The sequence below is a fragment of the Pseudomonas sp. 05N433 genome (assembly GCF_056396925.1).
Genome location: NZ_JBFTML010000002.1, coordinates 57847 through 84201, shown reverse-complemented (window position 1 = coordinate 84201; position 26355 = coordinate 57847). Strand labels below are relative to the sequence as shown.

The 26355-nt window shown below is 56.9% G+C and carries 31 protein-coding genes; 12 read left to right on the top strand and 19 right to left on the bottom strand.

Features of this window, described 5'->3' with window-relative positions; translation table 11 throughout:
* Positions 1 to 19 precede the first annotated feature (19 nt).
* From AC1DIS_RS01200 to AC1DIS_RS01140, 13 genes are all read right to left on the bottom strand, one after another.
* Complete coding sequence (locus AC1DIS_RS01200; RefSeq protein WP_477743304.1) at positions 20 to 364, bottom strand: head decoration protein; 345 nt, start codon at positions 362 to 364, stop codon at positions 20 to 22.
* Positions 361 to 1503 carry a head maturation protease, ClpP-related gene (locus AC1DIS_RS01195; protein WP_477746528.1) on the bottom strand — a complete coding sequence of 381 codons (1143 nt, stop codon included), beginning with the start codon at positions 1501 to 1503 and terminating at the stop codon, positions 361 to 363. Before AC1DIS_RS01195 ends, AC1DIS_RS01200 begins: the two co-directional genes overlap by 4 nt.
* Positions 1500 to 2984 carry a phage portal protein gene (locus AC1DIS_RS01190; protein ID WP_477746527.1) on the bottom strand — a complete coding sequence of 495 codons (1485 nt, stop codon included), beginning with the start codon at positions 2982 to 2984 and terminating at the stop codon, positions 1500 to 1502. Before AC1DIS_RS01190 ends, AC1DIS_RS01195 begins: the two co-directional genes overlap by 4 nt.
* A complete protein-coding gene (locus AC1DIS_RS01185) occupies positions 2984 to 3190 on the bottom strand; it encodes a phage head-tail joining protein (protein WP_477743301.1) in 207 nt (68 codons plus the stop codon). The genes AC1DIS_RS01190 and AC1DIS_RS01185 overlap by 1 nt, the downstream gene beginning before the upstream one ends.
* 1 nt (position 3191) lies before the next feature.
* Positions 3192 to 5219: a phage terminase large subunit family protein gene (locus tag AC1DIS_RS01180; protein ID WP_477746526.1), complete on the bottom strand. Its 2028-nt coding sequence runs from the start codon at positions 5217 to 5219 to the stop codon at positions 3192 to 3194.
* A 4-nt stretch (positions 5220 to 5223) separates the two neighbouring features.
* Positions 5224 to 5826 carry a terminase small subunit gene (locus AC1DIS_RS01175; RefSeq protein ID WP_477746525.1) on the bottom strand — a complete coding sequence of 201 codons (603 nt, stop codon included), beginning with the start codon at positions 5824 to 5826 and terminating at the stop codon, positions 5224 to 5226.
* Positions 5827 to 5994: 168 nt separating this feature from the next.
* Entirely contained in the window at positions 5995 to 6339 is a 345-nt protein-coding gene (locus tag AC1DIS_RS01170) for a phage holin family protein (protein WP_477743413.1), read from the bottom strand.
* A gap of 192 nt (positions 6340 to 6531) precedes the next feature.
* Positions 6532 to 7014: a hypothetical protein gene (locus AC1DIS_RS01165; RefSeq protein ID WP_477743298.1), complete on the bottom strand. Its 483-nt coding sequence runs from the start codon at positions 7012 to 7014 to the stop codon at positions 6532 to 6534.
* Entirely contained in the window at positions 7011 to 7346 is a 336-nt protein-coding gene (locus AC1DIS_RS01160) for a hypothetical protein (protein WP_477743297.1), read from the bottom strand. The genes AC1DIS_RS01165 and AC1DIS_RS01160 overlap by 4 nt, the downstream gene beginning before the upstream one ends.
* On the bottom strand, positions 7343 to 10045 hold the full coding sequence (locus AC1DIS_RS01155) for a bifunctional DNA primase/polymerase (protein ID WP_477780721.1): 2703 nt from the start codon (positions 10043 to 10045) through the stop codon (positions 7343 to 7345). Before AC1DIS_RS01155 ends, AC1DIS_RS01160 begins: the two co-directional genes overlap by 4 nt.
* Positions 10042 to 10248: a TraR/DksA C4-type zinc finger protein gene (locus tag AC1DIS_RS01150; protein WP_477743295.1), complete on the bottom strand. Its 207-nt coding sequence runs from the start codon at positions 10246 to 10248 to the stop codon at positions 10042 to 10044. Before AC1DIS_RS01150 ends, AC1DIS_RS01155 begins: the two co-directional genes overlap by 4 nt.
* Entirely contained in the window at positions 10241 to 10729 is a 489-nt protein-coding gene (locus AC1DIS_RS01145) for a phage regulatory CII family protein (protein ID WP_477743294.1), read from the bottom strand. The genes AC1DIS_RS01150 and AC1DIS_RS01145 overlap by 8 nt, the downstream gene beginning before the upstream one ends.
* Positions 10730 to 10867: 138 nt before the next feature.
* Positions 10868 to 11065, bottom strand: coding sequence for a hypothetical protein (locus AC1DIS_RS01140; protein ID WP_477743293.1), 198 nt, complete (start codon positions 11063 to 11065; stop codon positions 10868 to 10870).
* 11 nt (positions 11066 to 11076) lie between these two features.
* Between AC1DIS_RS01140 and AC1DIS_RS01135 the strand changes: the two genes are divergently transcribed.
* From AC1DIS_RS01135 to AC1DIS_RS01090, 10 genes are all read left to right on the top strand, one after another.
* Positions 11077 to 11841, top strand: a complete 765-nt coding sequence (locus AC1DIS_RS01135) for a LexA family protein (protein ID WP_477746524.1) — start codon at positions 11077 to 11079, stop codon at positions 11839 to 11841.
* A 336-nt stretch (positions 11842 to 12177) separates the two neighbouring features.
* Complete coding sequence (locus AC1DIS_RS01130) at positions 12178 to 12552, top strand: hypothetical protein (RefSeq protein WP_477743291.1); 375 nt, start codon at positions 12178 to 12180, stop codon at positions 12550 to 12552.
* Between the two features lie 10 nt (positions 12553 to 12562).
* Positions 12563 to 12838: a hypothetical protein gene (locus AC1DIS_RS01125; protein ID WP_477743290.1), complete on the top strand. Its 276-nt coding sequence runs from the start codon at positions 12563 to 12565 to the stop codon at positions 12836 to 12838.
* Positions 12835 to 13218: a hypothetical protein gene (locus AC1DIS_RS01120; RefSeq protein WP_477743289.1), complete on the top strand. Its 384-nt coding sequence runs from the start codon at positions 12835 to 12837 to the stop codon at positions 13216 to 13218. The genes AC1DIS_RS01125 and AC1DIS_RS01120 overlap by 4 nt, the downstream gene beginning before the upstream one ends.
* A complete protein-coding gene (locus AC1DIS_RS01115) occupies positions 13215 to 13457 on the top strand; it encodes a pyocin activator PrtN family protein (protein ID WP_477743288.1) in 243 nt (80 codons plus the stop codon). Before AC1DIS_RS01120 ends, AC1DIS_RS01115 begins: the two co-directional genes overlap by 4 nt.
* Positions 13458 to 13512: 55 nt before the next feature.
* Positions 13513 to 13854 carry a hypothetical protein gene (locus tag AC1DIS_RS01110; protein ID WP_477743287.1) on the top strand — a complete coding sequence of 114 codons (342 nt, stop codon included), beginning with the start codon at positions 13513 to 13515 and terminating at the stop codon, positions 13852 to 13854.
* A 51-nt stretch (positions 13855 to 13905) separates the two neighbouring features.
* Entirely contained in the window at positions 13906 to 14715 is an 810-nt protein-coding gene (locus tag AC1DIS_RS01105; RefSeq protein ID WP_477743286.1) for a DUF2303 family protein, read from the top strand.
* A 79-nt stretch (positions 14716 to 14794) separates the two neighbouring features.
* Entirely contained in the window at positions 14795 to 15214 is a 420-nt protein-coding gene (locus tag AC1DIS_RS01100) for a hypothetical protein (RefSeq protein WP_477743285.1), read from the top strand.
* Between the two features lie 166 nt (positions 15215 to 15380).
* Positions 15381 to 15578 (top strand): hypothetical protein, encoded by a 198-nt coding sequence (locus tag AC1DIS_RS01095; protein ID WP_056856218.1) that lies wholly within the window; start codon positions 15381 to 15383, stop codon positions 15576 to 15578.
* Positions 15545 to 16849 (top strand): Arm DNA-binding domain-containing protein, encoded by a 1305-nt coding sequence (locus AC1DIS_RS01090; RefSeq protein WP_477743284.1) that lies wholly within the window; start codon positions 15545 to 15547, stop codon positions 16847 to 16849. The genes AC1DIS_RS01095 and AC1DIS_RS01090 overlap by 34 nt, the downstream gene beginning before the upstream one ends.
* Here AC1DIS_RS01090 and AC1DIS_RS01085 read toward each other — a convergent pair.
* The 3 genes from AC1DIS_RS01085 to AC1DIS_RS01075 all read right to left on the bottom strand — a co-directional run bounded on the left by AC1DIS_RS01085 (position 16779) and on the right by AC1DIS_RS01075 (position 19636).
* Positions 16779 to 17978, bottom strand: coding sequence for a PIN-like domain-containing protein (locus tag AC1DIS_RS01085; protein WP_477743283.1), 1200 nt, complete (start codon positions 17976 to 17978; stop codon positions 16779 to 16781). The genes AC1DIS_RS01090 and AC1DIS_RS01085 overlap by 71 nt on opposite strands.
* A 440-nt stretch (positions 17979 to 18418) precedes the next feature.
* Positions 18419 to 18826 (bottom strand): hypothetical protein, encoded by a 408-nt coding sequence (locus AC1DIS_RS01080; RefSeq protein WP_477743282.1) that lies wholly within the window; start codon positions 18824 to 18826, stop codon positions 18419 to 18421.
* A gap of 12 nt (positions 18827 to 18838) precedes the next feature.
* The gene (locus tag AC1DIS_RS01075) at positions 18839 to 19636 is read right to left on the bottom strand and encodes a hypothetical protein (protein WP_477743281.1); all 798 of its coding nucleotides are present in this window, start codon (positions 19634 to 19636) and stop codon (positions 18839 to 18841) included.
* Positions 19637 to 20000: 364 nt separating this feature from the next.
* Here AC1DIS_RS01075 and mutS point away from each other — a divergent pair, with 364 nt between their 5' ends.
* Positions 20001 to 22568 carry a DNA mismatch repair protein MutS gene (gene mutS / locus AC1DIS_RS01070; RefSeq protein WP_477780727.1) on the top strand — a complete coding sequence of 856 codons (2568 nt, stop codon included), beginning with the start codon at positions 20001 to 20003 and terminating at the stop codon, positions 22566 to 22568.
* Positions 22569 to 22710: 142 nt separating this feature from the next.
* Positions 22711 to 23034: a ferredoxin FdxA gene (fdxA, locus tag AC1DIS_RS01065; protein WP_477780720.1), complete on the top strand. Its 324-nt coding sequence runs from the start codon at positions 22711 to 22713 to the stop codon at positions 23032 to 23034.
* A gap of 488 nt (positions 23035 to 23522) precedes the next feature.
* Here fdxA and rpoS read toward each other — a convergent pair whose 3' ends face one another.
* The 3 genes from rpoS to AC1DIS_RS01050 all read right to left on the bottom strand — a co-directional run bounded on the left by rpoS (position 23523) and on the right by AC1DIS_RS01050 (position 26342).
* Entirely contained in the window at positions 23523 to 24530 is a 1008-nt protein-coding gene (rpoS, locus tag AC1DIS_RS01060; RefSeq protein WP_007940534.1) for an RNA polymerase sigma factor RpoS, read from the bottom strand.
* Positions 24531 to 24637: 107 nt separating this feature from the next.
* Positions 24638 to 25495, bottom strand: coding sequence for a peptidoglycan DD-metalloendopeptidase family protein (locus AC1DIS_RS01055; protein WP_026286488.1), 858 nt, complete (start codon positions 25493 to 25495; stop codon positions 24638 to 24640).
* Between the two features lie 211 nt (positions 25496 to 25706).
* Positions 25707 to 26342, bottom strand: a complete 636-nt coding sequence (locus AC1DIS_RS01050) for a protein-L-isoaspartate(D-aspartate) O-methyltransferase (RefSeq protein ID WP_173861137.1) — start codon at positions 26340 to 26342, stop codon at positions 25707 to 25709.
* Positions 26343 to 26355 lie beyond the last annotated feature (13 nt).

Sequence of the window (26355 nt, the reverse complement as noted above, 5' to 3'; positions counted from 1 at the left end):
CATATAAGGAAGGAACGTCTTAGCGAACGATCAGAAAACGCGTGGCCAGAGCCTTTTCGGCAGCCGGGTCGAGGCCGGTCAAGTGCGCTTCGCTGACCTCGGCCAGACGCACCACAGCGCGACCGCGCCGCACCACGTCTGACTGACCGAGCGGGCCGTAAAGAATGGCGACGGCGTTTTCACTGCCATCCTCAGCCGTCGGTTCGTACGGGGCAAACTCGCCGGTGAGCGTGATCAGGCCGAGGATCTGACCTGGCTCCAATGCCGGGCCTGCCGCAACGTTAATCGCCTCGCGGGAAATATTGCCTTCGCCCTCGGACAGCAGAAACTCACCTGCGTGCATCGGCTCCAATTTAAAGGTCATGGTCTTGCTCCTTTCGAGGTTTGAGATTGTGCGGCCTGACGGGCCGCCCAGATCGAGGACGGATCGGGTTGTTTGGCTTTCACGGTCACTGCCGGATCATCGTTTTGCGGCAAGCTGTTATCGATCTCGAAGCCCCCGCCACTACCCACCAGCTTGTCGAACAGCCGTGAGCGCACAGCACTGGCATCGAGCCCAGCCTGCACAAACTCCACAGCGCATTCCGGTAAGCGTGCCGCCACGCACAGATCGCGGATCGCTTTGGCTTGGGTCAGCGCGGCCTGGACGGTGGCCTCATCAGCCAGCTTGGTCGAGACAATCAGGGGCTCGATCAGATTGCTGATGCCGGCTTGATTGCAGGACTGGGTGATCAGCAGGGCCAGCTTGGCCGAGTCGACCACCGGGGCCGTGGATTCTGGCTTGTCCACCACCGGCTTGGTGGGTTCGAGGGGCTCAGTGAGTTGATCCAGCAACGCCTTGGGCGTGTGCTGGTATTTCTGCATCACCGCGCCTTGCCCCAGACAGGCCTTGATCTGCACACCATCACCCACCTCGTCGGCCAATCCCAAGGCGACGGCTTCGCGAGCCGTGAGCCAGGTTTCGGCATTGACCAGGCGCCGCAGCTCGACCTCGTCGACGTCGGGCGCCTTGGCTTTGTAGGCTGCGATAATCACTTCCAGCGCCTGGTCCAGCGCGGTGGCCACCTTGCGCAGATCTTCAGCACCACCCGAGGCGTAGGTCCAAGGGTTGTGGATCATCAACATGGCGTTTTCCGCGACCACCACGCGGTGCGCACCACACACGGCAACGCTGGCAGCACTGGCAGCCAAGGCATCAACGCGGCCGGTGCAGCGTTCACCCAACCGCGACAAGGCATTGTGGATCGCCAGACCATCGAACAGGTCGCCGCCGATGCTGTTGAAGGCCACGACAATCGGTGAGGTGCCGTCATCCAATGCCGCCAGGTCGCGCACGAACTGATTGGCGGTGATGCCCCAGGTGCCGATCTCGCCGTAGACGTAGACCTCGATGGTGCGCTGCTCGGCTTCGCCGCTGGCCTTCAGGCTGTACCAGTGCTTGTCCTGGATCGGCAGTTGACCCTCCAGCTTGTTGAAAATCTTCAGGGGGGAAAGCAGTTTCATGGTTTCTCCTGGTCGTCGTGTTGAACATCGACCTCGACGAGGGTTCGGTAATTGAGGCCCAAGTCACGGGCGCGTTGAGCGTCGGCGGCGTTTTCCGCATCGACCGTTTCGGCGTCGTAGCCGGTACGCAGACACATCTCACTGCGCGAGCCAAACCCGGCATTGACCTCCAGCATGCGCGCCTGGACGTCCTGCACCGGCTGGATGTAGGCCCAGCCTTGCGGCACCCAGCGCGTGCGCAGAAATTCGCGGCGGCGTTTGGCGTAGTCCGTCAATTCAATCACCCCAGCCAACACCGCCATGTCCAGCCACGCGGCGCGAACCGGGCGGCAGAGCTGGTGGATGTAGACGTTGAATTGCAGCTGCTCCAGGCGGCGCCGGAACTCATTGAGTACGACCCGCAGCGCCCGGTCATTGATACCTTTCATGTCGCCAGTGAGGATCTCGTACGGCGTGTCAGTACCCGCCGCTGCGGCCATCAATTGCTGACGCATGAAGTCCGGGTAGTTGTTGCCGGCGTCCGGTGGCTTGGAGAATTCGACCTCCTCCCCTGCCCCCAGCTCCTGCATGGTGCCCGGCTCCAGCGCGACCATGGGCGTGAAGCCGTCGCGGTCAGCGGTGATCAGCTGGCCAGTGACCGGGTCACGCGGTTGCTGTCCCATGTCCTGCGAAGGCCGCTTGATGAAGCCGGCAAACAGGTTGGACACTTCCTGCCGAAACAGCACCGCGTCATCGTAGTTGTCCAGACTGCGCAGTCGTTTAAGCACCGGCGACATGCGTGGCACGCCGCGCAACTGACCAGGCTCCAGCGGCTCGAAGATGTGCAGCACCTGGCTGGCCGGCACCCGCACCAGTTGGTTGTAGCCGCTGTTGAGCGACGATGCATCACGCGGGTGCGAGCGGTACATCCAGTAAGCCACGCGCTTTCCGGCCGGGTTGAACTCGATCCCGGCGCGGATGATATTGCCGTCGCGGGTGGTCTCGAACTTGTCGTGCGGCACGAACTCGGGTGCCAGCGTTTGCAGCTGCAGCGGCACCACCAGACCTTCGTCCAAACCACGTGGACGCAACCGCACAAAACACTCACCCGCCGTTTCGACAGTACGGGCCACCAGCGCCTGCTGACCGTAGAAGTCGCACAGGCCGTCAGCGTCTGACTCCTCGACCCAATCCTCCCAGAGCTCCTGCAGCAGATTGCGCAGTGCTTCGTCCTTGATTTTTGGTCGCGGTGTGATGCCGGTACCAATCAGATTGCTGACCCGTTTGTTGATCGCGTTGGCCGCGTACGGGTCATTACGCACCGCTGCCCGCGAACGGGCACGCAGGTTGCGCAGCGCCGGGGTGTTGATGCTGTTGATGCCGTTGTCGGTGGCGTCCCAACTGGCAGATCGGCGACCCTCCCCAGCGCCTTCGTAGCTGGCCTTGATGTTCGATGGCAGCAAGAATCCGCTACGAGACAGCGCCGGAAATTGTCGAGCCATCAGATTCCCTTGCCTCCATGACTGAGCCGCACGACCCGCGAACGGGGGCCGGCGGCGCTGGTCAACGAACTGCGAATTTCTTCGCGTGCCCGCAGCAGTTCATCAACCGTGCGGTACTCGACCGTGCGGTCGCTGTAGCGCACGGTTTTTTCACCGCGTGCGATGGCGCGCTCGATGGCGTCGAGGTGTTTCTGGGTAAAGGACATATCAGCGTCTCTTCAGATAACCGCTGGTGGAACTGCGGCGTTGAGGTGGCGATGCTGTGGGTCGTGTGTGCACGACCGGGGCAGTGGGTGGTGGCGCGGGTTGAGCTTGTCTTACGGCCGCAGGCGCGGGTGTTTCGTCTTCATCGACACGCTCACCCTGAACAGGCTTAATGCCCAAGGCATCGTCAAACAGGCCGGACTGGGCCAATGCCTGCCGCACCCGCTCCCAGTCGTGTTCCTGGTAGCGGTTGATGCCGAGGTAATGCGCCATGGCCAGGCAGTACACCATGAGGTCGAGTGCTTCGTTGCGCTCGGCCTTGCCCTTGACCCACTCGATACGCTTGTGACCCCGGATGTAGCGGGCCACCTTGCGCTCGGCGACACACTGGGCGAAGAACTCGTCCGGCAGGTCATTGGCAAAGTGCAGTGAACCCGGCCCGTCCGGGAACGGATAACGGTTGTAGATCCAGTCCTTGGCGGTGTCGGTGCCGACGAACCACAGTTCGGCGCCGTTGCGTTCGGTCTGGCCCCTCCAGGTCACGTCGACCATGGACGGCCGCTGAGCAATGACCGGCCGGCCAGGCTTGCTCGCGCCCTTGATAGCGAAGATGTTGCGCCAGCGGCGAACACGGCAGAACTGGTACACCTCGTCAGTGTGATGACCGCCGGAGTCGACGCCGGTGGCGAGGATCGCCAAGCCGACGCCACAGGGGTGCCGGTAACGCGCCTTGAGTTTTTCATCCAGCACCGCCCAGGTGCGTTCGTCCGCTGGGTCGCCCCAGATCACCTGATGGTCAACCACCCAGCGCTCCATGCCGACACCGAAGCCCATCACCATCAATTCCAGGCGGTTGGCCTGGACGTCAACGGCACCGGTCAGCATCAGTACACCGGCCGGCATCGTACCGAGGGTATAGGTTTCCAACCGCGCCCGAGCGATCAGCACTTCGGCCTTGGTTTGCTCCTGCGCGCTGTCCCAGACTTTGGCCAGACGAGTGTTGTAGAACACCTGCATCAGCCCCATGTCACCTTGGGACTGGGCCTTTTTGGCCTCTTCAAAATCCTTGGCCAGCGTGCGCCAGCTCATCCAGCCGGTCGGTGAGTAGAGGGCGTTCAGGTGGAAACCAACCGTCTCGCCGTCACCCTCTGCGTGTGCCCGCCATTCACCCCGGGTCAGCATGTCGCTCTTGTGGTGTTCCTCGATCAGCACATCGCAATCAGCTCCCGCGCACTCGTAATGCACGGTGCTGTAATCCTTGTTGTAATGCAGCCGCTCCCACTCCAGCACCTGCATGTGGCCGCAGGTCGGACATGGCACGTAGTAGTGACGCTGGTCGCTGGAGTCGAACAGATCGGCGATGCGCGAGGCGCCCTTGATTGTTGGCGAGCTGGAAAAATAGATCTTCGCGTTGCGCCCAAAGTTGGTCGCCCGGGTTTCTGCCAGGCCGATCGGATCACCTTCTTGGCCGACATCATTTTCCCAGCGATCGACCTCATCACCGTAGATGTAGCGCGCCGACAGTTCCGACAAGTTGGCCGCTGAGCCGGCAGTGGTGACATACAGCGAGCCGCCTTCGAACTCCTTGGTGTCCATGGTGTTGCGCGTATCACGTGAGCGGCTGGCCGCTACGCGTTCACGCAGCGCCGGGGTGGCCTTGATCGTCTTGCTGATCCGCCCCGAGACACGTTTCGCCAGGCCCAGGCTGGGCAACAGCGCCAGGATGTTGGACGGTGCCATGTGGATCAGGCCGCCCATCCAGTTCAAGGCGATCTGGGTTTTCATCAACTGCGAAGCCACCATGGTGACCACGCGTCTGCAGGGGTGAGCCGGTGACAGGCAGCGCATAGGCTCGCGGGCGTAGGGTGTCCGTGAGGTGCGGTACTGGCCGGGCTCAGGTGCGCCGGTATCTCGCGGGATCCGCATGAACTCGTCGGCCCACTCGTCGATCCAGAGGTCGGGGTCAGGGCGCAGTCCACGGAAATAGGCCTCACGGTACACCTTTGCACCGTCAGGAAATTCCGTGTGCATGGGATTAACTCGGTGTCATGGCGTGCTCAAGGTCCGCTGAAGACAGGCGCTCGGCCTCTTCCAGCGTTCGACGGAATGTTGCCGTCAGGTGTTTTTCGATCAGCCAGGGGTCCGTCATGGCCGCAAGGTCATGGGACAGTTGCGGCAACGGCCCGAACAACTGGTCACGCAGCAATCGGCCGGCGTTGTAGGCACCGGTTTCGACCGCGTCCTTGGCAACCAACGACCCCTGGGCCTTGTGCAATTCGATCTCAGCCAACTTGGCCATGTTGTGTTCGCGCAAAGCGCGGGCCTTTTGGAAGTCAGGCTGTCTACCATCTCCCCCAACAAGCTGCGGCGGCGCAGCCGTAGGCGTCGGCTCGACCGAAGTGGACAGTTGGCTGTAAACGTCGCGCTGAATCCGATCCTGCTGATGGCGAGCCGCGACAGCGGCCTTGCTCGGGTCAGCGGTTTCCTGAATCAGGGCTTCCGTCGCCAGCACGTCGACCTGTTTGCCGTTCGGTGAAAGCACCAAACGGTTGTTGTCTTTCAACCAGGTGATGTAACTCGGCGTCCTGCCGATGCGAGCCGCGAACGCGCTCTTTGACAGGTAAATTGGATCTGTCATAAAGCCCTCCTTTTCAACGGCTTTTCAATGCAAACCTTTCAATTTCAATGGATTGAATTTCAGTAAGCTGGGGACGTTGCCGCTAAYGCTTTCCCGCGGGTTTCCGACCCCGTGTCCTTCAGATACCCCTAGGGTCCCCGGCGGTTTTCGCCGCCCCAGATCGGTGCATCATCCCTGCTCGCCACCGGCTGGCGGGACTTCGCAGACGCCCAACCGCTTGGCGGCCCAGCGTTCGTAAAGGCCGATGGCAACATCGGCGCCCGCCATCGCCGTCAGGCAACCCAAGGCGCCCGCCGTCCAGATCGACATGCCCGCCGCGATCATCAGCATCATCGCCGACACGCCGCAGACAATGCAGGCACCGGACCGCAACGCCAGCCGGCGCATCAACGCCCAGCCCCGCGCGCCGTCTTTGTCTGCTCGCCACATTTCACCCGAAACGCCGCCGACCAAAGCCAGGACGATCACTAACCAGATCGGCATCTCTGCCAGCGCTTGCTGCTCATTTGTCATGTTGTGCCTCAAGTGAAGGAGCATGCCGAACACAAAAAAGAAAACCCCGCCGGTGGGCAGGGTTTTCAGTGTCGCGGCATATGCCAGGACGAAGTGCACAGCACGTGCTCGGGGGAAGCGCCAAGGCGCAAAATCCATATCGTGGTGACTTTTTACCCCCTGAGTACGGAACCGAAAAGAGGCCATTTTCGGTTAACCGACTCGACGCAACTTTGACGCAACTTTGAGGAGACTTTGAGGCAAAACACCCCGACCAGCGGTAAGCCATTTACGTGCATCTTTGCGCTCGGCCAGCACCTCAAAGAGTCGCACATGAAGACTGTGCACCAGGTCGTAATAGGTTTGCTTCGCTTTGGACACATACCCCAGTTCATGCATCTGCGAAATCCAGGTCGGTGCCGGGTCGTCGCCATAACGCAAGACCGCCAACCGCTGCAGCCTTTCACCCCGTCCATCTTGTCGGGCGATCTCGGAAAGTGCTGCGCCGACTTCCTGAGCAACAGCATCAGGTCCCGCACCAGCACCAAGAATGATCCGAGATCCGGGAGTGCCGCGTGGCGCGCATCCGCCCCACTCCATGATCGTTGCCATCGGGCTGCCCATGCCACCGGCCTCGCCGTTCTTTCGGCACTGCTCGCCCCAATGTTTCAGCAAAAGCTCCATCGCCTCAATCATTGACCTTCCCCCCGAAATACCGAACCCAACACAGAAAAACCACAACCCGACACAAAGCCAACACAAATAAATCCCTTTAAATTCAATACGTTTATCGACCTTGAGTTGAGTGTGTTGGGTTTGTTGGGTTTATCTGTCTTCGCATAAGAAAAAATTCTTACCCTTGCTATCGATTCAAATAACGTCATGCATGCGCGTGCGCGACACAAAACCCAACACACCCCACACAACACCCGCAAACCCACGTTATTCAAGGCCTGAAATTGTGTGGGGTCTTCAAAATCAACCCGACACACACCCGACACACCCAACACATTTTTAGGGACAGTCATGCGGCAGCCGCCTTGATGTGGTCCCAACTGTCCACATGCCAGCCTGCCAGCTTCGCCTTGGCCCGCCAGTGTTCCACCTGCTTGCCCAGTTCGGCCGCCTTCAGTGATGGGGGTGGGGAAGCATCCGGATCAACAGGAAAGAAGAACGCGCCAAAGCGACGGTTATTGCCATCGGTCCAAGGTATGGCACGCGTTTTATCCACCTCGGAACTGATGAACAGCGAGAATTTCGTCTGACTCATCACGTGTTCTTTATTGCGCTGACACCATTCGAGGAACAGCGAATAGAGATCGGTCGACAGACACGGCCCCCAAAGGCCTTGACCCAACTCGCTGTACTTCCAAAGATGCAGAAACGTTTGCCAGCCAGCCCGACTCAAGGCAACCAAGCGCTCACGTGCATCAGTCGAGGGCGGCCGCGTTCGTTGATTGAAGTCGCCCAGATCGATCGACAACAACCAGCCGTACAGCGCCGTAACTCCGCCCTGTTCCAGCTCCCGTCCGATCGCCTTTTGCCGCTCGACCGGCAAGGTTTCCATTGGCCACATCACCAACATTCGCCGGTCACTGTCGCTGATAGGCCAGGGAAGAATCTCGTTGCTCAGGAACACCGCATTCATATGGTTGGCTTCTTCCCAGCCATTGATGAACTTCGATTCCATCCGCACCGTTTTGCCAGTGATCAGGTGCTTGATCTTGCCCACCTGGTTGTACCGCTGATCACGGCTGACCACCTCTTCGAACACCGACCACAGCTTGCGGCTTTGCCAAGCGTTGAAATTGCTTTCCAGCTGAGTCTGGCCGACCGTCGCGGCGTATTGCCCGTAAAGCATGCCGAGTGCATCAGCAAACAGAAGACTCTTACCCGACCCCTCCATGATCGAGTGCATGAGCACGGCGGTGTCCATCTTGGCGCCCAGGTGCTGTAGCGGATACGCCAGCCAACGAATCAGCCAACTGGCAGCGGCGTCGTCGTGATTGCACAAGAACGAAATCAACCAACGCAGGTTGGCGCAGGCTTCGTCATCACGCACCGGCTCCAGCGGCAGGCCATCAAAGGTGTTGATGTACACCGCCGGATCTTTGGTCATGGTCGGGTCAAACACGATATGTTCGACGTCTACCGTGCGCCGCTCGCTGCTGTTCAACCACAGCGGATAGGTGTCACCCAGCGCCATCTTCACCGCGCCTTCGGCAACGCGTCGCTTCTTCTCCCGGTCCCAAACGTCTTTGGTGCCATCGATGTACACATAGCGATCGGTCGGCGGCATGCCCAAGGCACCGCCTTTTTTTCCCGCCATGCGTCGAGCCTGTTCGATGTCGCGGACGTGATCATCAGAGATCAACCGTTTGCCCGTGTCATCCAACCAAGCTTTGGCCAGCGGTTTGCCAACCCGAGCTTCGAACGCAGACTTCTTCATCACCCGCGACTGGTCGCAGTCCCAGACGTGTGTAGTCCCCTCGACCAAAGCGAAACGACGAAGCAAATGGTCAATCGTCATTACCTCCCCCGCCCCCCCGTCAGAGGCAGGAGCGGCCTCGCTGGTCGCGTTGGCATCAGTAGGGTTCGGCCCGCTCGAATCACTGGATGGGGTCGGGGGAAGATCACCCGGATCTGGTCGGGAGGAACGCTGCATACCCAACATGCGCGCAGCGTCCTTCACTGCCTTCGACTGATCACCCCCGTGCTCGAGTAAACAGAACACTTCGAACGCATCATTCTGATGCCCGTTCGCGAGCGGATCGGCACCGTGGTGCGAGTAGACCTTGCCTTCTTCGCTGATCGTCACTCCCGGCAGGCCGGTACTGCTCTGAGGGTAAAGCCACTTACTGCCCCGTTTGATATAGCCGTGGGTACGCAGAAGCTCTTCGACATCATGGCAGCGGTTGAACTCATCAATTACCGATGGAGACTTACCGCTGGCCGGTGCTGGACGTTTGCTAACCTTCACCGGAGGCGTTGTGGGCTTGATCGCCCACGGGCACGCCGCTTCGGCATCGCGCTTGAAGAAGTCCCAGTTTTTCCAGATGGTCAGCAAGTCGGCGGTCAGCGTCGGCATTCCGTCCGTGGCGCTCGGTGGAGTTTTCCAGGTGTAGGGCTGGCCCGTACCGGGATGAATCGACGGCGGGAACACGTCCTGCACCAGGCCAGCACGCAGCTCAAACACCGTAAAGCGTTTGTACTCATCGGCTTCCGCACGTGCCGCAGCTTCACCGGCAACATCGCCCTGCTGTTTCRCAGCCTTGGCCTTATCCATCAGCCCTTTGTGAATCGAGCCATCAGGGTCTTTTTCATTCGGCCAGGAAAGAGAGTGCCGGGTCAGCTCAACGCCATCCGGCAGTTTGAACAGCACCCGGAAGCGCGCGGGGTTACCGACAATGGTCGGATACACCACCGCCATGGCATCCAGATCGACACCCAGAAGCTCATACAGCACATGCCGCGTCCACTGAACATCGTCGACATCCAACGAGCAGACACGGCTAGGCCCGAGCACAACACCGAGATTGTGGTGCGGGTTTCGTTGCCAGAATGTTTCAGCTGCGGCGGCGTCAGTGAAGYAGCCGCCTGGCTTGTTCCACCCCATACCCTTTGGGGCCTTTTCACCTGGCTCAATGGAAACCAAGGCGAGGTTGAAAGTATTGATGTAACGCTTTGCCCATGTGGCGATGGCTAGTCCTTTGGCCGCTTCACTCATCGCCGGGCCTCCCGCAACCCTTGGCAGTCAACGCAGGTTTCGCAACCCTCAATCGTCTGCTGTCGAAGTAACGGGATAGGTTCGTCGCAATCCTCGCAGAATTGCGCACTGACGCGGCTTCGTGGCACACGCCGACTGCGATGAAGGGCAACGTCGAGTTGGTATTGCGCCAGATCGTTAGCGCGATCAATTTCATCAGCCATTGATGCGATCCTCCATCGCCTGACGGGCACCCGCCATGATGCCGAGGATTTCGCGAATCACATCCATGCCCTGCTTTTCGAGGTCCAAGACTTCATGAAGCTCCCAGACGTTATCGGCCGCACCATCGTGCATCGCGGCCACAAACTCACCCGTCTCGCCGAGCAACTTGCCTACAGCTTTCAGCGCCTCGCGTGTTGCCCGTACCGGTACCGGGCGGTACCAGACCGCACCGGCCGGACGCATCAATGCGTCGAGTAAACGCGAGTCGCCGGTTAGCCTGATCACGTCCTCAAGTTCATCAGGATTCAACCAACGGCGCTCTTCATCGAGCTTAAGTTTCTTCTGGAGTGTGTCGTTGTCCAAAACCATGTCAAAGGCAAGGGCGGTGATTCCGCCCTTGTAGTCACGGCCAGCGCGATAAATCGCCTGACGTAGTGGAAGGACCGGACCAGCGTCCGGCAAAAGATCTGTGCGACTCATAACCGTAAATCCCCCGTTTACGGTCTAGCCATAGTTCAGGGCAACCCCTATCCTACAACCACGACCGATGTACATGTGCTGTGTGTCGTCGTAGCTGGGCTGGGGGATCTTTGGTGAGAGGCCCCAGCCCGGCACCCTTTAAGCGGCGCTCTTGCGCTCTACACTATCTTTTTCCTGCTCGTAAAATCGCTCGATAGCTTTTCCGGTTTCATATCGAACATCTGCGCCCTTACTCGCCCGATAGATCGTGGGTTGTGTTGTGCCGACCTTGTCAGCGATTGCTCGCTGCGAAAAACCAAGCCCTAAAAGTACGTTCAGCATTTTCTGAATAGTCATTTGATTCACCAATGCGCTTTCGCATTGATCAGATAATACGCAACCGTATCGATGCGCGCAATACACTTGCAATACGTTTTCGAATCAGAGGGTCTGAAGTGATAGGCAAACGCATTGCACAGCGAATGGCAGAACTCCAGCTTTCGGAGGGTGAGTTAGGTAGAAGATCGGGAGTTCCCCAACCAACCATTCACAGAATAATTACCGGCGAGTCGCTAAGCCCTAGGCAAGCAAACGTCGAAAAAATTGCAAAGGCGCTTTCGGTGGGCGTGGATTGGCTTTGGACCGGGACCACCGCTGCCATGTTTCTTAAAAATGGGATACCTACCGGCCTTGGCGAATCTAACGTCGAGCCAGGTCCCGCCATTAAAGGTCTAGTGCCGTTGATATCTTGGGTTCAAGCAGGGGCGTGGTGTGAAGCGATAGACGTCATGGACCTAGATGACGCCGAGCTCTGGCTGCCCTGTGCAGTCTCGCACAGCAAAAAGACGTATGCCCTACGAGTCCGCGGGCTATCTATGTTCAATCCACATGAACGAAGATCATTTCGCGATGGCGATATCATCTACGTCGACCCAGCGAAAGACGCCGAAAACGGTTCTCTCGTAATCGTGAAGCTGACCGATAGCGAAGACGCAACGTTCAAGCAATTGGTTATGGAGGGAACACGACAGTTCCTCAAGCCATTAAATCCCTCCTGGCCTGAACCCATTATTCAGCTGCCTCCTGATGCGATGATTTGCGGCGTCGTAATCTCAAAACTCGAAATTTTCTAACGCAGACGCATTAAGAGCCCGCCTCATTGGCGGGTTTTCTTCCTTTAACACAAAATCAATACCCAAACGCATTGACCTAAACGATACGAATTTGTATTGTTTGTCCCGTATCCCTCTCACCAGAGTACGAGACATGCAAACCACACAGCACAGCAACACCTGTTGCCCAGTCTATCTGCACCCATCGGCATGCTTCAGCCCCGCCGCCGTGGAAGCTATTCAGCGCCACACAGGGCTTCTGGTCATCACCAGCCCCAAAGGTCACACCGCGGCAATCAAGCCCTTCGACACTGTCGCAGCCGATGACGGCACCTGGCCGTTCGGAGGTGATGCAGCATGAACAGCTATCTCATTCCGCTCCCAAAACAAGAGCTGCTGCACCACATGCTGCAGGTTGGGGGTTCCGCCGTCTGCCCTCTTCAACGACCAGAGCAAACCATCCACGCGAGCTTTGAAGTCGAGCTCACCGACGAGAGCGCAGTCATCAGCGTTGACCTTGGCGGTCACACGGGCGAACTGACCCTCAAGCGTTCAGACCGAGCCAACCACCTGCACTTGCGGGACTTCATCCAAGACATTGCGAACGGTCGCATTGAGTCGGCACAACCCGCACCAGCCGCCGAGCAACCCAGTAGCGCAGCGCAAATTCAGCAAATGTTGGACGAGTCGCAAGTCCTGCTTAACAGCGTTCGAAAACTGCTCGCAGCCTAAGGACAGCGCAATGAACCGCACCCTGGACGAAACCGCCGCAGTGCTCGGCCTCAAGCCCCGCGCCTTCCGCAACAGGTTGCGGGAGTTGGGCATTTTGAACACCCGTGGCGACCTTGCCAGCCAGCACCGTGATCGGGGCTATCTGTACTCGGACCCACGCAGCACCTTGATCCCCTCCATCAACAAATACCGCCACTACGCCGTGGTCATGGTGAAAGAAGCAGGGGTTGATTGGCTGGCCAAGAGACTGGGAATCACCATCACAAAGAAGGACGCCACTGCATGAAAACCAATCGATCCAACGCTTACACCCAAGCCCTCGGCGCCCTGAAGTTGATCCCGATCTATCTCAACTGCCCCGGCGTCGTCAGCCGCGCCACGCTGATCGGAGCCTCAACCGAAGCGGTCCAACTGCTGGAAAGCATGCCGGTTCTGAGCACCGAACTGGCCGAGGTATTCCGCTACGTCAACAACGTGATTCAAGACGGTCAGGTGGCCTACGTCACTCCAACCAACTCACCCGAATACCCTTTTGGCGCCGTGATCGCTGACGCAAAAGGCCGGATCTGCGCCGCCGCCATGGGTAAAAGCAAAGAAGGCCTTGCTGAATTGATCCGCCTCAAGTTGGCGCCCCCATCGGAAGGGTTCGGGGAGGTCGCCGCATGAGCAACACCCTTGACCAACTTCGCAAACAGTTCACCACCCCCTGCCCATCCTTGACGGCGGTACGTGAACAGTACTTCACGCACATTCGAACCGATCGCTACCTGCTGAGCGAGATCAAGGCTGGACGTATTCAGTTGGTCGTGAAGCGCCACCACTGCTCGGCTCGCGCCAAACCAGTGGTGTATCTGCACGACCTGGCCGCCTTCCTCGACGCCCAAGCGACGAAGGAAGCAGCCTAATTCATCGGTGGCCCCTGCCGTCCAGAGGCGCCTCCCACTCAATGAGACACAGCACATGAAAGCCACAGACACGAACGATTTCTTCAACTCGCTGAACGCCGGCGTCTTCTCCCAGCAGATCGGCCAAGCACTATCGAACGTCGCAGCAGGCGTCATCGACTACGGCAAGGCAGGCGAAGTCACGATCAAGTTGAAGATGAAGCAGATCGGCCAGAGCAATCAGGTTGCCGTCAGCCATACCCTCGACTTCGCCCAGCCCACCAAACGCGGCAAGTTGCGCGAAGACTCAACTCTGGACACGCCGCTGTACCTCACACCTCAAGGGCTGACGCTGTTCCAGAACGACCCGACTTCGCAACTCTTCAAGAGCGAAGACACGCCGGTAACCCCCCGCTAAAAGAACCACCAAAACACAGCACCAAATCCTCTCACCAAAAAGGAAGCACCAATGCCACTCGCTAAAGACACGCTCGAACTCATTGTCGCCCAAGCACATGCAGCCAGCTCCCTACCTGCAACGCTCATCCCTGTAACTGCGCTGCCGGACAATGTTCAGATCCATAACCTTGAAAAGTACCAGGCGTTGCGCTCTCGCTTCCGTGGCGCGCTGTACACCAACAGTCTGCGCGACTTCGCTGAATACACGATTTCTCGCACGGGCCTAGCAGCCAGAGGCTTTGTCGATCAGGACGACATGAGCTGCAAGGTCTTTTTCAACCTCGGAACCGATGCAGCGCCGGGTCACGCGGATGACGTGGCGACACTGAAACTCAAGCCGACCGCAGCCTACAAAGCCCTCCAGCAAATCGCCGGCAAGAGACTCAGTCAGCGCGACCTGGCTGAATGGATCGAAGACTGGCACCTGAACTTAGTCGCCGTGAAAGAAGGCGGCGGCACCATGCCTATCAGTGCTGCGGTGGCCAGCGTGCGCAATATCACCATCGAGGCGCGAAGTTCGGCGACCAGCAGCGAGCACAACTTCGGCGCAGCCCGCAGCGCGATGGACAGCATCGAAGCCGCCAGCGCAGAGACTCGGGTCGAAGCCCTGCACTTCTCGCTGATCCCATACGACGGTCTGGCTACCCGCGTGTTCACGCTGAAACTCAGCATCCTAACCGGCGATGACAAACCGACCCTGAAACTTCGCTGGGCGGGCGAAGAGCAGCAGGTCGAAGAAATCGCCCAGGAATTCAAAACGACGCTCGCCAAAGAAGTCGGCGGCGCCGCAACCCTGACCCTGGGCACCTTCAGCGCGTAACTACTCCCACATAGCGACAACCCGCTGCCGGCCTCTCACCAACGATCCCGGCGGCGGGCTCTACCGAGGTACACAGCACATGACTGCAATTCAAATCTGCGCACTGATCAGCATCATCATTGCGGCGGCCTTGCTCTACTGGGTCGGCTATCGAGGCGGCTTGGCTGACGGCCGCATCGAAGGCATTGATGAAGGTATCAACAATCAACGCGCCGAAAGCGCCAAAACCATCCGCGAACTTGAAGCGTCCCTTCAGTTCATACGAGCCGATCACCAGCACCTTGCCCAGCATTGCAAAAGGCTCAGGGACAGCAAAGCGCTCAGTGAAGAACACCATCAGACCTTGCTGGATATTGCCGAAAAACTGCGAATCGCAGCCGAAACATTCAGTGCCTTTAAGACCGGTAAAAAGCTTGAACGGGATTCACTCTACCTGCGCGACAAGGCTCTGACCATGGCGAGCTTTCTGGAACCGCTAACCCAGGAAGATGCGGCATGACAGCCCTTCGCCGAACAGTCCGAATACGCAACGGACAAATGCCGCCCCTCGACCTGAACGTCATCTGTGACAAATGCGAAAAGTCACGGGCACACGGCAACCACCAAAGATGCAGCAAGCAGCGCCAAGCCGAGGGCATYGCACGGCGCGCAGGGGAGCAACAGCAATGAGTCTTCCACGCTGGGTAATGATCAACCGTGCCTCAGAACTCACGGGCTACAGCGAAGACGCCATTCGCCACAAAGTGAAGAACGGCACATGGGCTCAAGGCCGGATCTGGCGCAAAACGCCGGACGGTCGCATCGCAATCAATATGACGGAGTACGACAAGTGGGCCGAAAGCGCACCGCAGGAAGCGGCCTAGAAGACGAGTTGGCCAAACACAAAGGGATCGAAGTACACGGCGGCAACATCCGCGTTGTGTTCATGTGGCGGCGAGTCCGATGCCGCGAATCCCTCGGCCTACCGGTCACCAAAGCCAACATCAAACATGCCGCCCTACTGAGGGCGGCGATCACTCATGAGATCAAGACAGGTCGCTTTGATTACAGCCGGCACTTTCCCAACTCGAAGAATGCGACCAACTACAGCAATGTAAAAGACGAACGCCTGGCCGCGCTAATGGACCGTTACAAACCGCTGAAGGCTGTCGATATCACCCCGATGACCGAGGAGAAATATGGATATGCACTGGATATCTGCACCGAGCTACTGGGGCCAGACCGACTGGCAGGGATTCTTTTACCTGAAGATATCCAGCACCTCAGAACACAACTGATCTCTACACGGGCACCTTCGACGGCGAATCATTACCTGGCTACATTTTCGGGTTTCTTGGCATGGTGCGAAAACAATGGGTACTGCCGCAAAGGTCTGTCTGCAGCCTGCATTCGATTCGCGATGAACGGGCGCGAACCAGATCCATTGACTAAGGGCGAGTTCGAACAGCTGCTCAGTAAAGGATGCCTACATCCGCAGGACTCTGCAGCGATCACCATTGCGGTTTTCACGGGGCTTCGTCCGGGTGAGATGTGCGCGCTAGCAGTCGAAGATATCGACCTGACTGCTGGACAGATCAACATCACCAGGGCAATCACGGCGAACGGGACATTTAAAGTACCCAAGACCGGAAAGCCCCGAGCAGTACTTCTGATGCCGCCAGCAGTCGAGGCCTTCAAAACTCTAATGGAGTTGGTGGCCGATCATGAACCGCGCGAGATCGAGGTGTACATGAATCGCCACGAAAGCCGCATCGAAACCGTCACCCCCCTGCTGTCCCCAACGACACAAGCCCGAAAAAAAATCATTAATCATTGGTTTGTCCCCACGGCCTGGAACACGAAATGGGCAGCCATTCAAAAGCGTTCGGGGATTCGCCCACGTCGTCCGTATCAGACCCGCCATACATACGCCTGCTGGTGTTTAACTGCTCGCGGAAATTTAGCATTTATCGCGAAGCAAATGGGCCACAAAGACTTCACTATGCTCGTTGAAGTGTATGCCAAGTGGATGGACGACGAGTCGCCCATGGAACTCCAGCACATTTGGAACAATTTGAACTCCGTCAGGAACGCGGGTAATTCAGCGACACGTCCTCATCAAACTGAGCCAAAACAAGCATCTCTAACTCATTGATTTTTCGTTTCAAGTCTTCCATACGCGCTTCCGCCGCACGCTCCCGAGCTCGATAGATCGCATTTTTCGATTTACCTTCGGGAGTTTTTCTAGCATTGCCGTTATTAATACCAATTCGCGCCTGCAACCTATCTCTTGTCGCCTGCCTCAAAAGCTCCTGACAGCTAATAATCTGCTGAGTCAACAGATCAGAGTCTTGAGGATCGACTACATTCCAAGGCAAATCACTTAGAGAACCAGAAGCCGCAGCCTCTTCAATAATAGCAGCATCTCTAACTTCCTCTATCACCTCAACAGATGTATTCTGCTCAAGATATTCATTCGCATAATTCAAAAATGAGTGATAGCTATAAAGATAGAAATCCTGACCAGCCTCAATATTAAATTCCTCAATCAGCTGCGGCAGAGGCCCAATAATTCTACCTCCACACTTTTCCCACCAATCTTCTTTCTGCTCCTCTGTAACCATAATAACTGGTTGCCCCAACTCTTTGGCCTTCTCTATTACCTGCTTCCAAATTATCAGATCACCATATCGCTTACAGACCTCACCAAACACAGGGGAGTTCTTATATTTACTCACATCCTGAAAGCCTGGAGGTATTAGATTCGCATATCTAACTTCACCCTCCTTAACGATAAGCCTCAGCTCTGCCTCATCATACTTACGCCCAACCTTACCCGATAAAAGTTCGGCAACTTCCAGCTTCACGTCATCATCAGTCAGTCTCGAACGATGAAACCCCATCTTATCTTCTAATTCATCAATCACCCTTTGTGAAACATCAACAAAATCGTTATGTAGTTCTTTGGATAAAAAAGGATGACGAGTAGCGACATCAAGGCTGTCAAGAAATGACTGCAATGTCGCAGCCGCATCAGCATAAAGCTGCGCTTGATCATGAGCGATCTTCGCCCTGTTATCTAAAAACTCAAACCCGACTTGGTAAGGTATCCACAGACGATCTCCTAAGGAACGCACAATTTTATAAAATGCATCCCGAGCGTGATCGGAGCGTTTATAAACTGAAGTCAGAACGTTCGTATCAAAAACAAAGAAACACTCCCTCCAAATTTTGCTGCGCCTTTCGTCGTCCGAAGCGAAATGACTAGCGAAAATGTCTTTCACAGAAAACCCTACCTGAAATCTTGATGGCGTATTCATAGCACGAAGCTTTGCTGCAGCCAACGTACCTTCTGTACAGCGGGAAGGCTGATCGAGGTGTACATGAACCGCTACGAAAGTCGCAACGAAACAGTCACCTCGTTGCTATCAACAACAACACAAACCAGAAATAAAATCATTAACCTTTGGAATATCCCCCCATCCTGGAACACCAAGTGGGCTGTCGTCCAGAAGCGTTCGGAAATTCCCCCCCGTCGACCTTATCAGACGCGGCACGCCTATGCGTGTTGGTGTCTGACCGCCCGCGAAAACTTAGCCCTCATTGCGAAACAACAGGGCATAAACATCTCGATATGTTAGTAGGAGGGCGCATGCGAAATGGAGGGGCTATAAGTCCCCAAAAGAGCTGGGGACTATCTAGAAAACAATAGAAAGGCTAAATCTCAAGCAGCTTTGCTAGCCTCAAGAGCCTCTACTAGCTCAATGGCTAGCTCGCAACGCTGTACGAAAGCATCACCTTCCATAGATGACAGGTGCGAAACAAGATCATAGTCCGCCTTGCATCGTGATTCGTGCAACACTTTCAGGGAGTACCCCACGCGCTTCATTTTTGATTGAAGGGCTTTATCTGAATAGAGATTATCAATATAGAAGGCTCTTAAATTCTTATGAACAGGCCCAGAATGGCTACTGATTGGAGGCACATGAATACCATTAGCGTGACTCAACGCCGAGTGGTAAAGAGCATAGTAACCGCGCGAAATACAACTTCTAACACGTATCTCTGAAATCGGCGAGGCGGAAAGAAAATCTTTAGCTTCGCTGAGAAAATCCCTATATACAACGCTCATAAATGCTCCCTTTTACGCGGCACTGTGTTCTACATTTGCACTCGCCTGCATATGCTCGCGCCGAACAACGTTAACCACGATCTTATCCCAATCTACAATAGCCGAATCCTCAAGAATCAGATCCATCAGATACTCATTCACTTCCACCAATTGGCTTGCACTATTCGCATCAACGTTAAGCTCTATATATATATGACTAACACCGTCAAAGCTCGAAACCTTTTCGACCATATGCGTAGTACTTAACCCATGCCTCATCAAGGCATGTTCAATATGAAGCCCAACCTTACTAATTTGTTCTAAGGAAATACCGTGTTCACCAACTCGCCCAATAAACTCTCGAGCATCTTGGACCGCCTTAAGCGCTTCTATGTCAAATGTTGAATTTGCCTTCTTGAAATCCGCAACTATCGAGTCGAGAGTATTATAATCAAGCAAAAATGCCATCGTCTGCAAGCGATGAACGAGAAGTTCTTGATCACCAGGAACGAGCTCGGAAGTCTTATCAAACATTTTCTTTGCCAAAGTCAAATCACCTACAGTCTTCATTGAGACACCGAAGTTAAAGTAACCAACGACATCAGCAACTAGACGCAAAGACTTTTCATGAAGCTCTTTAGACTCAGCATAATCCCCCGTTATTGCAGCCAGCATCCCACCCAACATGTATGCTTCAGCTGCGTTAACCGATATCAACTTCTCGATATCTTTTTTCAGTGAACGCACTTCGAACGGGGTTACTTCGGAACGTTTCGAGAGGGCCTCGATACGAGCGGTGATCTCTTCACCTTTGCTATTCGGAACGGACATAAAGTCCTCCTGTAACGGCTATCCTTTGCCACAGTCTCTTGGCTACGCATGACGCGCCACAGACCGATTAAAATGCTTACCTTGGCTCACGTAGCGAAAAAAATGGGCCAGGGTAAACATTTTCCAAGCGCGCAACGTTGCGAAATTTACGCACCGCACCACTGATAGTCAATGGCTTACGCCTGCACCCGACCAACGCCATTCCGCCTCATGTGAGGACCTACAGATAGCCTGCCGTGGTAACCTTTCCTCAACTGTAGCTCAGAATGGCAGCGCCGTTAACAAAGCGCATGTCTATTTCTTTTGCCCCATTTTTGCCCCACAAATTTCAATATAGCCGCCCAACCATCTGATGAATAAAGCAATTTCCGATCTGTCCTCCCACACGCCAATGATGCAGCAATACTGGCGCCTGAAGAACCAGCACCCCGACCAGCTGATGTTCTATCGCATGGGCGACTTCTACGAGATCTTCTATGAAGACGCGAAGAAGGCCGCCAAGTTGCTGGACATCACCCTGACGGCTCGTGGGCAATCGGCGGGTCAGGCGATTCCGATGTGTGGGATTCCTTACCACGCTGCGGAAGGTTACCTGGCGAAACTGGTGAAGCTCGGCGAATCGGTGGTGATCTGTGAGCAGGTCGGCGACCCGGCCACCAGCAAAGGGCCGGTGGATCGTCAGGTGGTGCGGATCATCACGCCCGGCACGGTCAGCGATGAAGCCCTGCTGGATGAGCGCCGGGACAACCTGATCGCGGCGGTGCTGGGTGACGAGCGTCTGTTCGGCCTGGCTGTGCTCGATATCACCAGCGGCAACTTCACGGTGCTGGAGATCAAAGGCTGGGAAAACCTGCTGGCGGAACTGGAGCGGGTCAACCCGGTGGAGCTGATGATCCCGGATGACTGGCCGAAGGATTTGCCGGCGGAAAAACGCCGTGGGGTTCGTCGCCGTGCGCCGTGGGATTTCGAGCGCGACTCGGCGCTGAAAAGTCTTTGCCAGCAGTTTTCCACTCAGGACCTGAAAGGCTTCGGCTGCGAGAACCTGACCCTGGCCATCGGCGCTGCTGGCTGCCTGCTCAGCTACGCCAAGGAAACCCAGCGCACCGCCCTGCCGCATTTGCGCAGCCTGCGTCATGAACGCCTGGACGACACCGTGGTGCTGGACGGCGCCAGCCGGCGCAACCTGGAACTGGATACCAACCTGGCCGGTGGTCGCGACAACACGTTGCAATCGGTGGTCGACCGCTGCCAGACCGCCATGGGCAGCCGTTTGCTGACCCGCTGGCTGAACCGTCCGCTGCGGGATTTGACGGTACTACTGGCACGCCAGACGTCGATCACCTGCCTGCTGGACCGTTATCGTTTCGAGAAATTGCAGCCGCAGCTCAAGGAAATCGGCGACATCGAGCGGATTCTGGCGCGGATCGGCCTGCGCAATGCCCGTCCTCGTGACCTGGCGCGCCTGCGCGATGCCCTCGGCGCACTGCCAGAGTTGCAGGTGGCGATGGCCGAGCTTGAAGCTCCGCACATCATGCAATTGGCGACGACCACCAGCACCTATCCGGAACTCGCGGCGCTGCTGGAAAAAGCCATCATCGACAACCCGCCAGCGGTGATCCGTGACGGCGGCGTGTTGAAAACCGGTTACGACAGCGAACTCGACGAGCTGCAATCGCTCAGCGAAAACGCCGGGCAGTTCCTGATCGATCTGGAAGCCCGGGAGAAGGCCCGCACCGGCCTGGCCAACCTGAAAGTGGGTTACAACCGCATTCACGGTTACTTCATTGAGTTGCCGAGCAAGCAGGCCGAATCGGCACCGGCAGACTATATCCGTCGCCAGACCCTCAAGGGTGCCGAGCGCTTCATCACCCCGGAACTGAAAGCGTTCGAAGACAAGGCGCTGTCGGCCAAGAGCCGTGCCCTGGCGCGCGAGAAGATGCTCTACGAAGCACTGCTCGAAGACCTGATCGCTCAATTGCCGCCCTTGCAGGACACCGCTGCCGCACTGGCCGAGCTGGACGTGCTGAGCAACCTCGCCGAGCGTGCACTGAATCTGGACCTGAACTGCCCGCGCTTCGTCAGCGAGCCATGCATGCGCATCAGCCAGGGTCGTCACCCGGTGGTCGAGCAAGTACTCACCACACCGTTCGTGGCCAACGACCTGAGCCTCGATGACAGCACCCGCATGCTGGTGATCACCGGTCCGAACATGGGCGGTAAATCCACCTAYMTGCGCCAGACCGCGTTGATCGTGCTGCTGGCGCACATCGGTAGCTTCGTGCCGGCGGCCAGTTGCGAATTGTCCCTGGTCGACCGGATCTTCACCCGGATCGGTTCCAGCGACGACCTGGCGGGCGGGCGTTCGACCTTCATGGTCGAAATGAGCGAAACCGCGAACATCCTGCACAACGCCACCGAGCGCAGCCTGGTGCTGATGGACGAAGTCGGTCGCGGCACCAGCACCTTCGACGGCCTGTCCCTGGCGTGGGCCGCGGCCGAGCGTCTGGCACAACTGCGGGCCTATACACTGTTCGCCACGCACTATTTCGAGCTGACGGTGCTGCCGGAAGCCCAGCCGCTAGTAGCCAACGTGCACCTCAATGCCACCGAGCACAACGAACGCATCGTGTTCCTGCACCACGTTCTGCCTGGGCCTGCCAGCCAGAGCTATGGCCTGGCGGTTGCACAGTTGGCCGGGGTGCCGAGCGAAGTGATCGTGCGTGCCCGTGAACACTTGAGCCGGCTGGAATCCACGGCGCTGCCCCATGAAGTGCCGACGCCGGCCAAAGGCAAATCCGTTGCGCCGCAGCAGAGCGACATGTTCGCCAGCCTGCCGCACCCGGTGCTGGATGAACTGGCCAAACTTGATCTGGATGACCTGACACCACGCAGGGCGTTGGAAATGCTCTATACATTAAAGACACGGATCTAACGCACTTGCCTGCAAGCTGTTAGAATCTCGCGCGGTTTGGGATGCTGCAGGCTCATAGCCTGGCCTGCAGACTATCGCTCCCGAACCTGGCGACCCCGTCCTGAAGGGGCTCCGCTGCCGCCGCCTGAGGAGAAAATTAGAAATGACCTTCGTCGTCACCGACAACTGCATCAAGTGCAAGTACACCGACTGCGTAGAAGTCTGTCCGGTGGACTGCTTTTACGAAGGCCCGAACTTCCTGGTGATTCACCCGGATGAGTGCATCGACTGCGCACTGWGCGAACCAGAATGCCCTGCCGTGGCCATCTTCTCTGAAGATGAAGTTCCCGCCGGTATGGAAAACTTCATTCAGCTGAACATGGAATTGGCCGAGGTATGGCCAAACATCACTGAACGGAAAGACCCATTGCCCGATTCCGCTGAATGGGATGGCAAGCCAGGCAAGATCGAACACCTCGAACGCTGATTTCCCTCGCGTTCCCGAAAAGGCCCCTTGCGGGCCTTTTTGCTTTTCTGCAGGCAAAAAAAAGGGGCGGTTTGACCCGCCCACATTTTTTCCCTATTCCATGTGTTCCTTTTCATCGTCCTGATGAATCGCATCCTGCGATGTCCGTTCCCCTCTTCCTTGAAGGGCGTGTCTATCCGTCGACACAGTTCAAATACTAGAGGATTCCCCACCAAGAGCAATCGGCCTCCATGACTGAAATCATCTGTAATATGCTGTTAACTCAATAAAATAATCATATAAATCAATAGCTTATAAATACAGCATCCTTCGAATAGACAACTACCAGGGTGTAAAAATAATGAACACTTACGAAAGAGTAAGCAAAGACTTACACCACGAGACTACAAACCTGAGGTGGCGCCAATACCAACGCGCCTCTCTCATCTTGCCGACAACCAAAAGCCCCGAACCAGTCGGGGCTTTTGGTTGACGGTTGAGCGAATGGCTTATTGGAACAGCGACTCACTCGACAGGCCGTTTTTCTCGAGAATCTCCCGAAGACGCTTGAGGCCTTCAACCTGGATTTGCCTGACCCGCTCCCGGGTAAGGCCGATTTCCAGGCCGACATCTTCAAGCGTACTGCTCTCGTGACCTCGCAAGCCGAAGCGGCGTACGACCACCTCGCGTTGCTTGTCGGTCAGCTCCGAAAGCCATTGATCGATGCTCTGCGACAGGTCGTCATCCTGCAACAGTTCACATGGATCGGTCGGGCGGTCGTCGGTCAGGGTGTCCAGCAGGGTTTTATCCGAATCCGGACCCAGCGAGACGTCGACCGAAGAAACCCGCTCGTTCAGGCCAAGCATGCGCTTGACCTCGCCTACCGGTTTCTCCAGCAGGTTGGCAATTTCTTCGGGTGAGGGTTCATGGTCGAGCTTTTGAGTCAGCTCCCGCGCAGCCCGCAAGTACACGTTGAGCTCTTTGACCACATGAATAGGTAGCCGGATGGTCCGGGTCTGATTCATGATCGCGCGTTCGATGGTCTGACGAATCCACCAGGTGGCGTAGGTCGAAAAGCGGAAGCCGCGTTCTGGATCGAACTTTTCCACTGCCCGGATCAGGCCGAGGTTACCCTCTTCGATCAGGTCCAGCAGCGACAGCCCACGATTGACGTAACGCCGGGCGATTTTCACCACCAGCCGCAGGTTGCTTTCAATCATGCGCTTGCGTCCGGCCGGATCACCACTTTGCGACAGGCGTGCAAAATGAACTTCTTCTTCCGGGGAGAGCAATGGGGAAAAGCCGATTTCATTGAGGTACAGCTGCGTGGCATCGAGTGCCCGGGTGTAGTCGATGTACTTGTGTTGCTTTAACGAAGCGGAGTGTCTGGATTTGGCACGAACGGAAGGTGGTGCATCCCCTTCATCATTCGACATCGAATCCATTGCGATGCCGGTCTCCATAAGGAGAACCTCATCGTCGATGTCAAACTCCGGCACTTCTTTACTGAGAGCCATTGTTATAGTCCTTTGGTGAGTTCGACCTCAAGCTCAAGCGGCGCCTTGATCCCTGGCAACGCTGGAGCCTGTTCCCTCTACGTGACGGAACAGGCTTGGCTAACAAATCAACGACGTGGCAGGAACTGCAGCGGATCTACAGGTTTACCTTGTCGGCGAATCTCAAAATGCAGTTTCACCCGGTCTGTACCCGTTGACCCCATTTCGGCAATTGTCTGTCCGACTTTGACCTGCTGCCCCTCCCGAACCAACAGCCTGCGGTTGTGACCGTAGGCACTGACGTAGGTATCGCTGTGTTTGATGATGACTAATTCGCCGTAGCCCCTTAAGCCACTCCCGGCGTATACCACCGTCCCATCAGACGCAGCTAAAACAGGCTGTCCCAAATCTCCGGCGATATCAATTCCTTTATTCAAACTACCGTTTGAAGAGAATTTTCCAATCAGAATGCCATTAGAAGGCCACCCCCAGCCCGTCGGGGCCGGACCGGCAGGAGGCAGTGGAGCGGGTGCCGGTTTGCTGGCGACGGACGGTGCGAGCACCGTTGTACTGGTCGTTGTGCCATTTGCCTGACGCCGAATTACCGTGGTTTTGCTCGACGACGAAGGCGAGGAACTGGACGAACTCACCACCGCTGCCGGCGTTGAATCGTTGCGACCGTCGAAGCGAATCGTCTGACCCGGATGGATCGTGTAAGGCGTAGGAATGTTGTTCCTTGCCGCGAGGGCTTTGTAGTCCCAGCCGTAGCGAAAGGCGATGGAAAACAACGTGTCCTTGGGTCGAACAATGTACTGGCCGGTGGTTACGGCCGGACGCTGGGCGACCGCGTTGTTGCGATCGACAACTCCCGCGCTACTCGATTTGGTGCTGGAGCAACCGACCAGCAAGGTACTCAAGACAAGACCAGTCACCAGACGCTGAAAGCTCGTTATACCCATTCGCTGCGCAACGACTGTGAGACTCACCCGCCGCTCCCTTTGTGGTGGCTGAAAATATGAATTGCCGTGTTTCGGCACGAAATGTCGCAAGTATAACGGGCCGAACAGGCTTTACCTTTAATGAAGCGGATTCGCTTCACGCACACGTTTGCTGCCTGATGATGAATTCTGTTTAACCCATCGATGCCGCTGTAAGACCCGGGCAATCGAAGAGAATTCAGCACGTTGAAACAAATGCTCAGGCCAGCGGCCCGTTGAGTAGTGGCACAAAGCGCACTGCCCCCAGAACACGCCTGGAAAAGCCTTGTTCTTCACGGATGATCAGCATCAATTGTTGAACTTCACCAGAGCCGACCGGAATCACCAATCGCCCGCCCGGTGCCAATTGATCAAGCAGCGCCTGAGGCACGTCGGTGGCCACGGCGGTCACAATGATGCCGTTGTAAGGCGCCAGCGCCGGCCAGCCTTCCCAGCCATCGCCCCAGCGAAATACCACATTGCGCAGGTTCAGCTCCACCAGGCGCTCCTTGGCTCGATCTTGCAGAACCTTGATGCGCTCGACGGAAAAAACCCGCTCGACCAGTTGCGACAGCACCGCTGTCTGGTAACCCGAACCAGTACCGATTTCCAGCACCTTGTCCAACGGGCCGGCTTCCAGCAGCAGCTCGCTCATGCGCGCCACCATATAAGGCTGGGAGATGGTCTGGTTATGGCCAATCGGTAGCGCCGTATCTTCATAAGCGCGGTGGGCCAGCGCCTCATCGACGAACAGGTGACGCGGTGTGCGGCGGATGACTTCCAGCACCTTGGCGTTGGACACCCCTTCTTCATAGAGGCGCTGAATCAGACGCTCACGGGTCCGCTGGGAGGTCATCCCGATGCCGCGG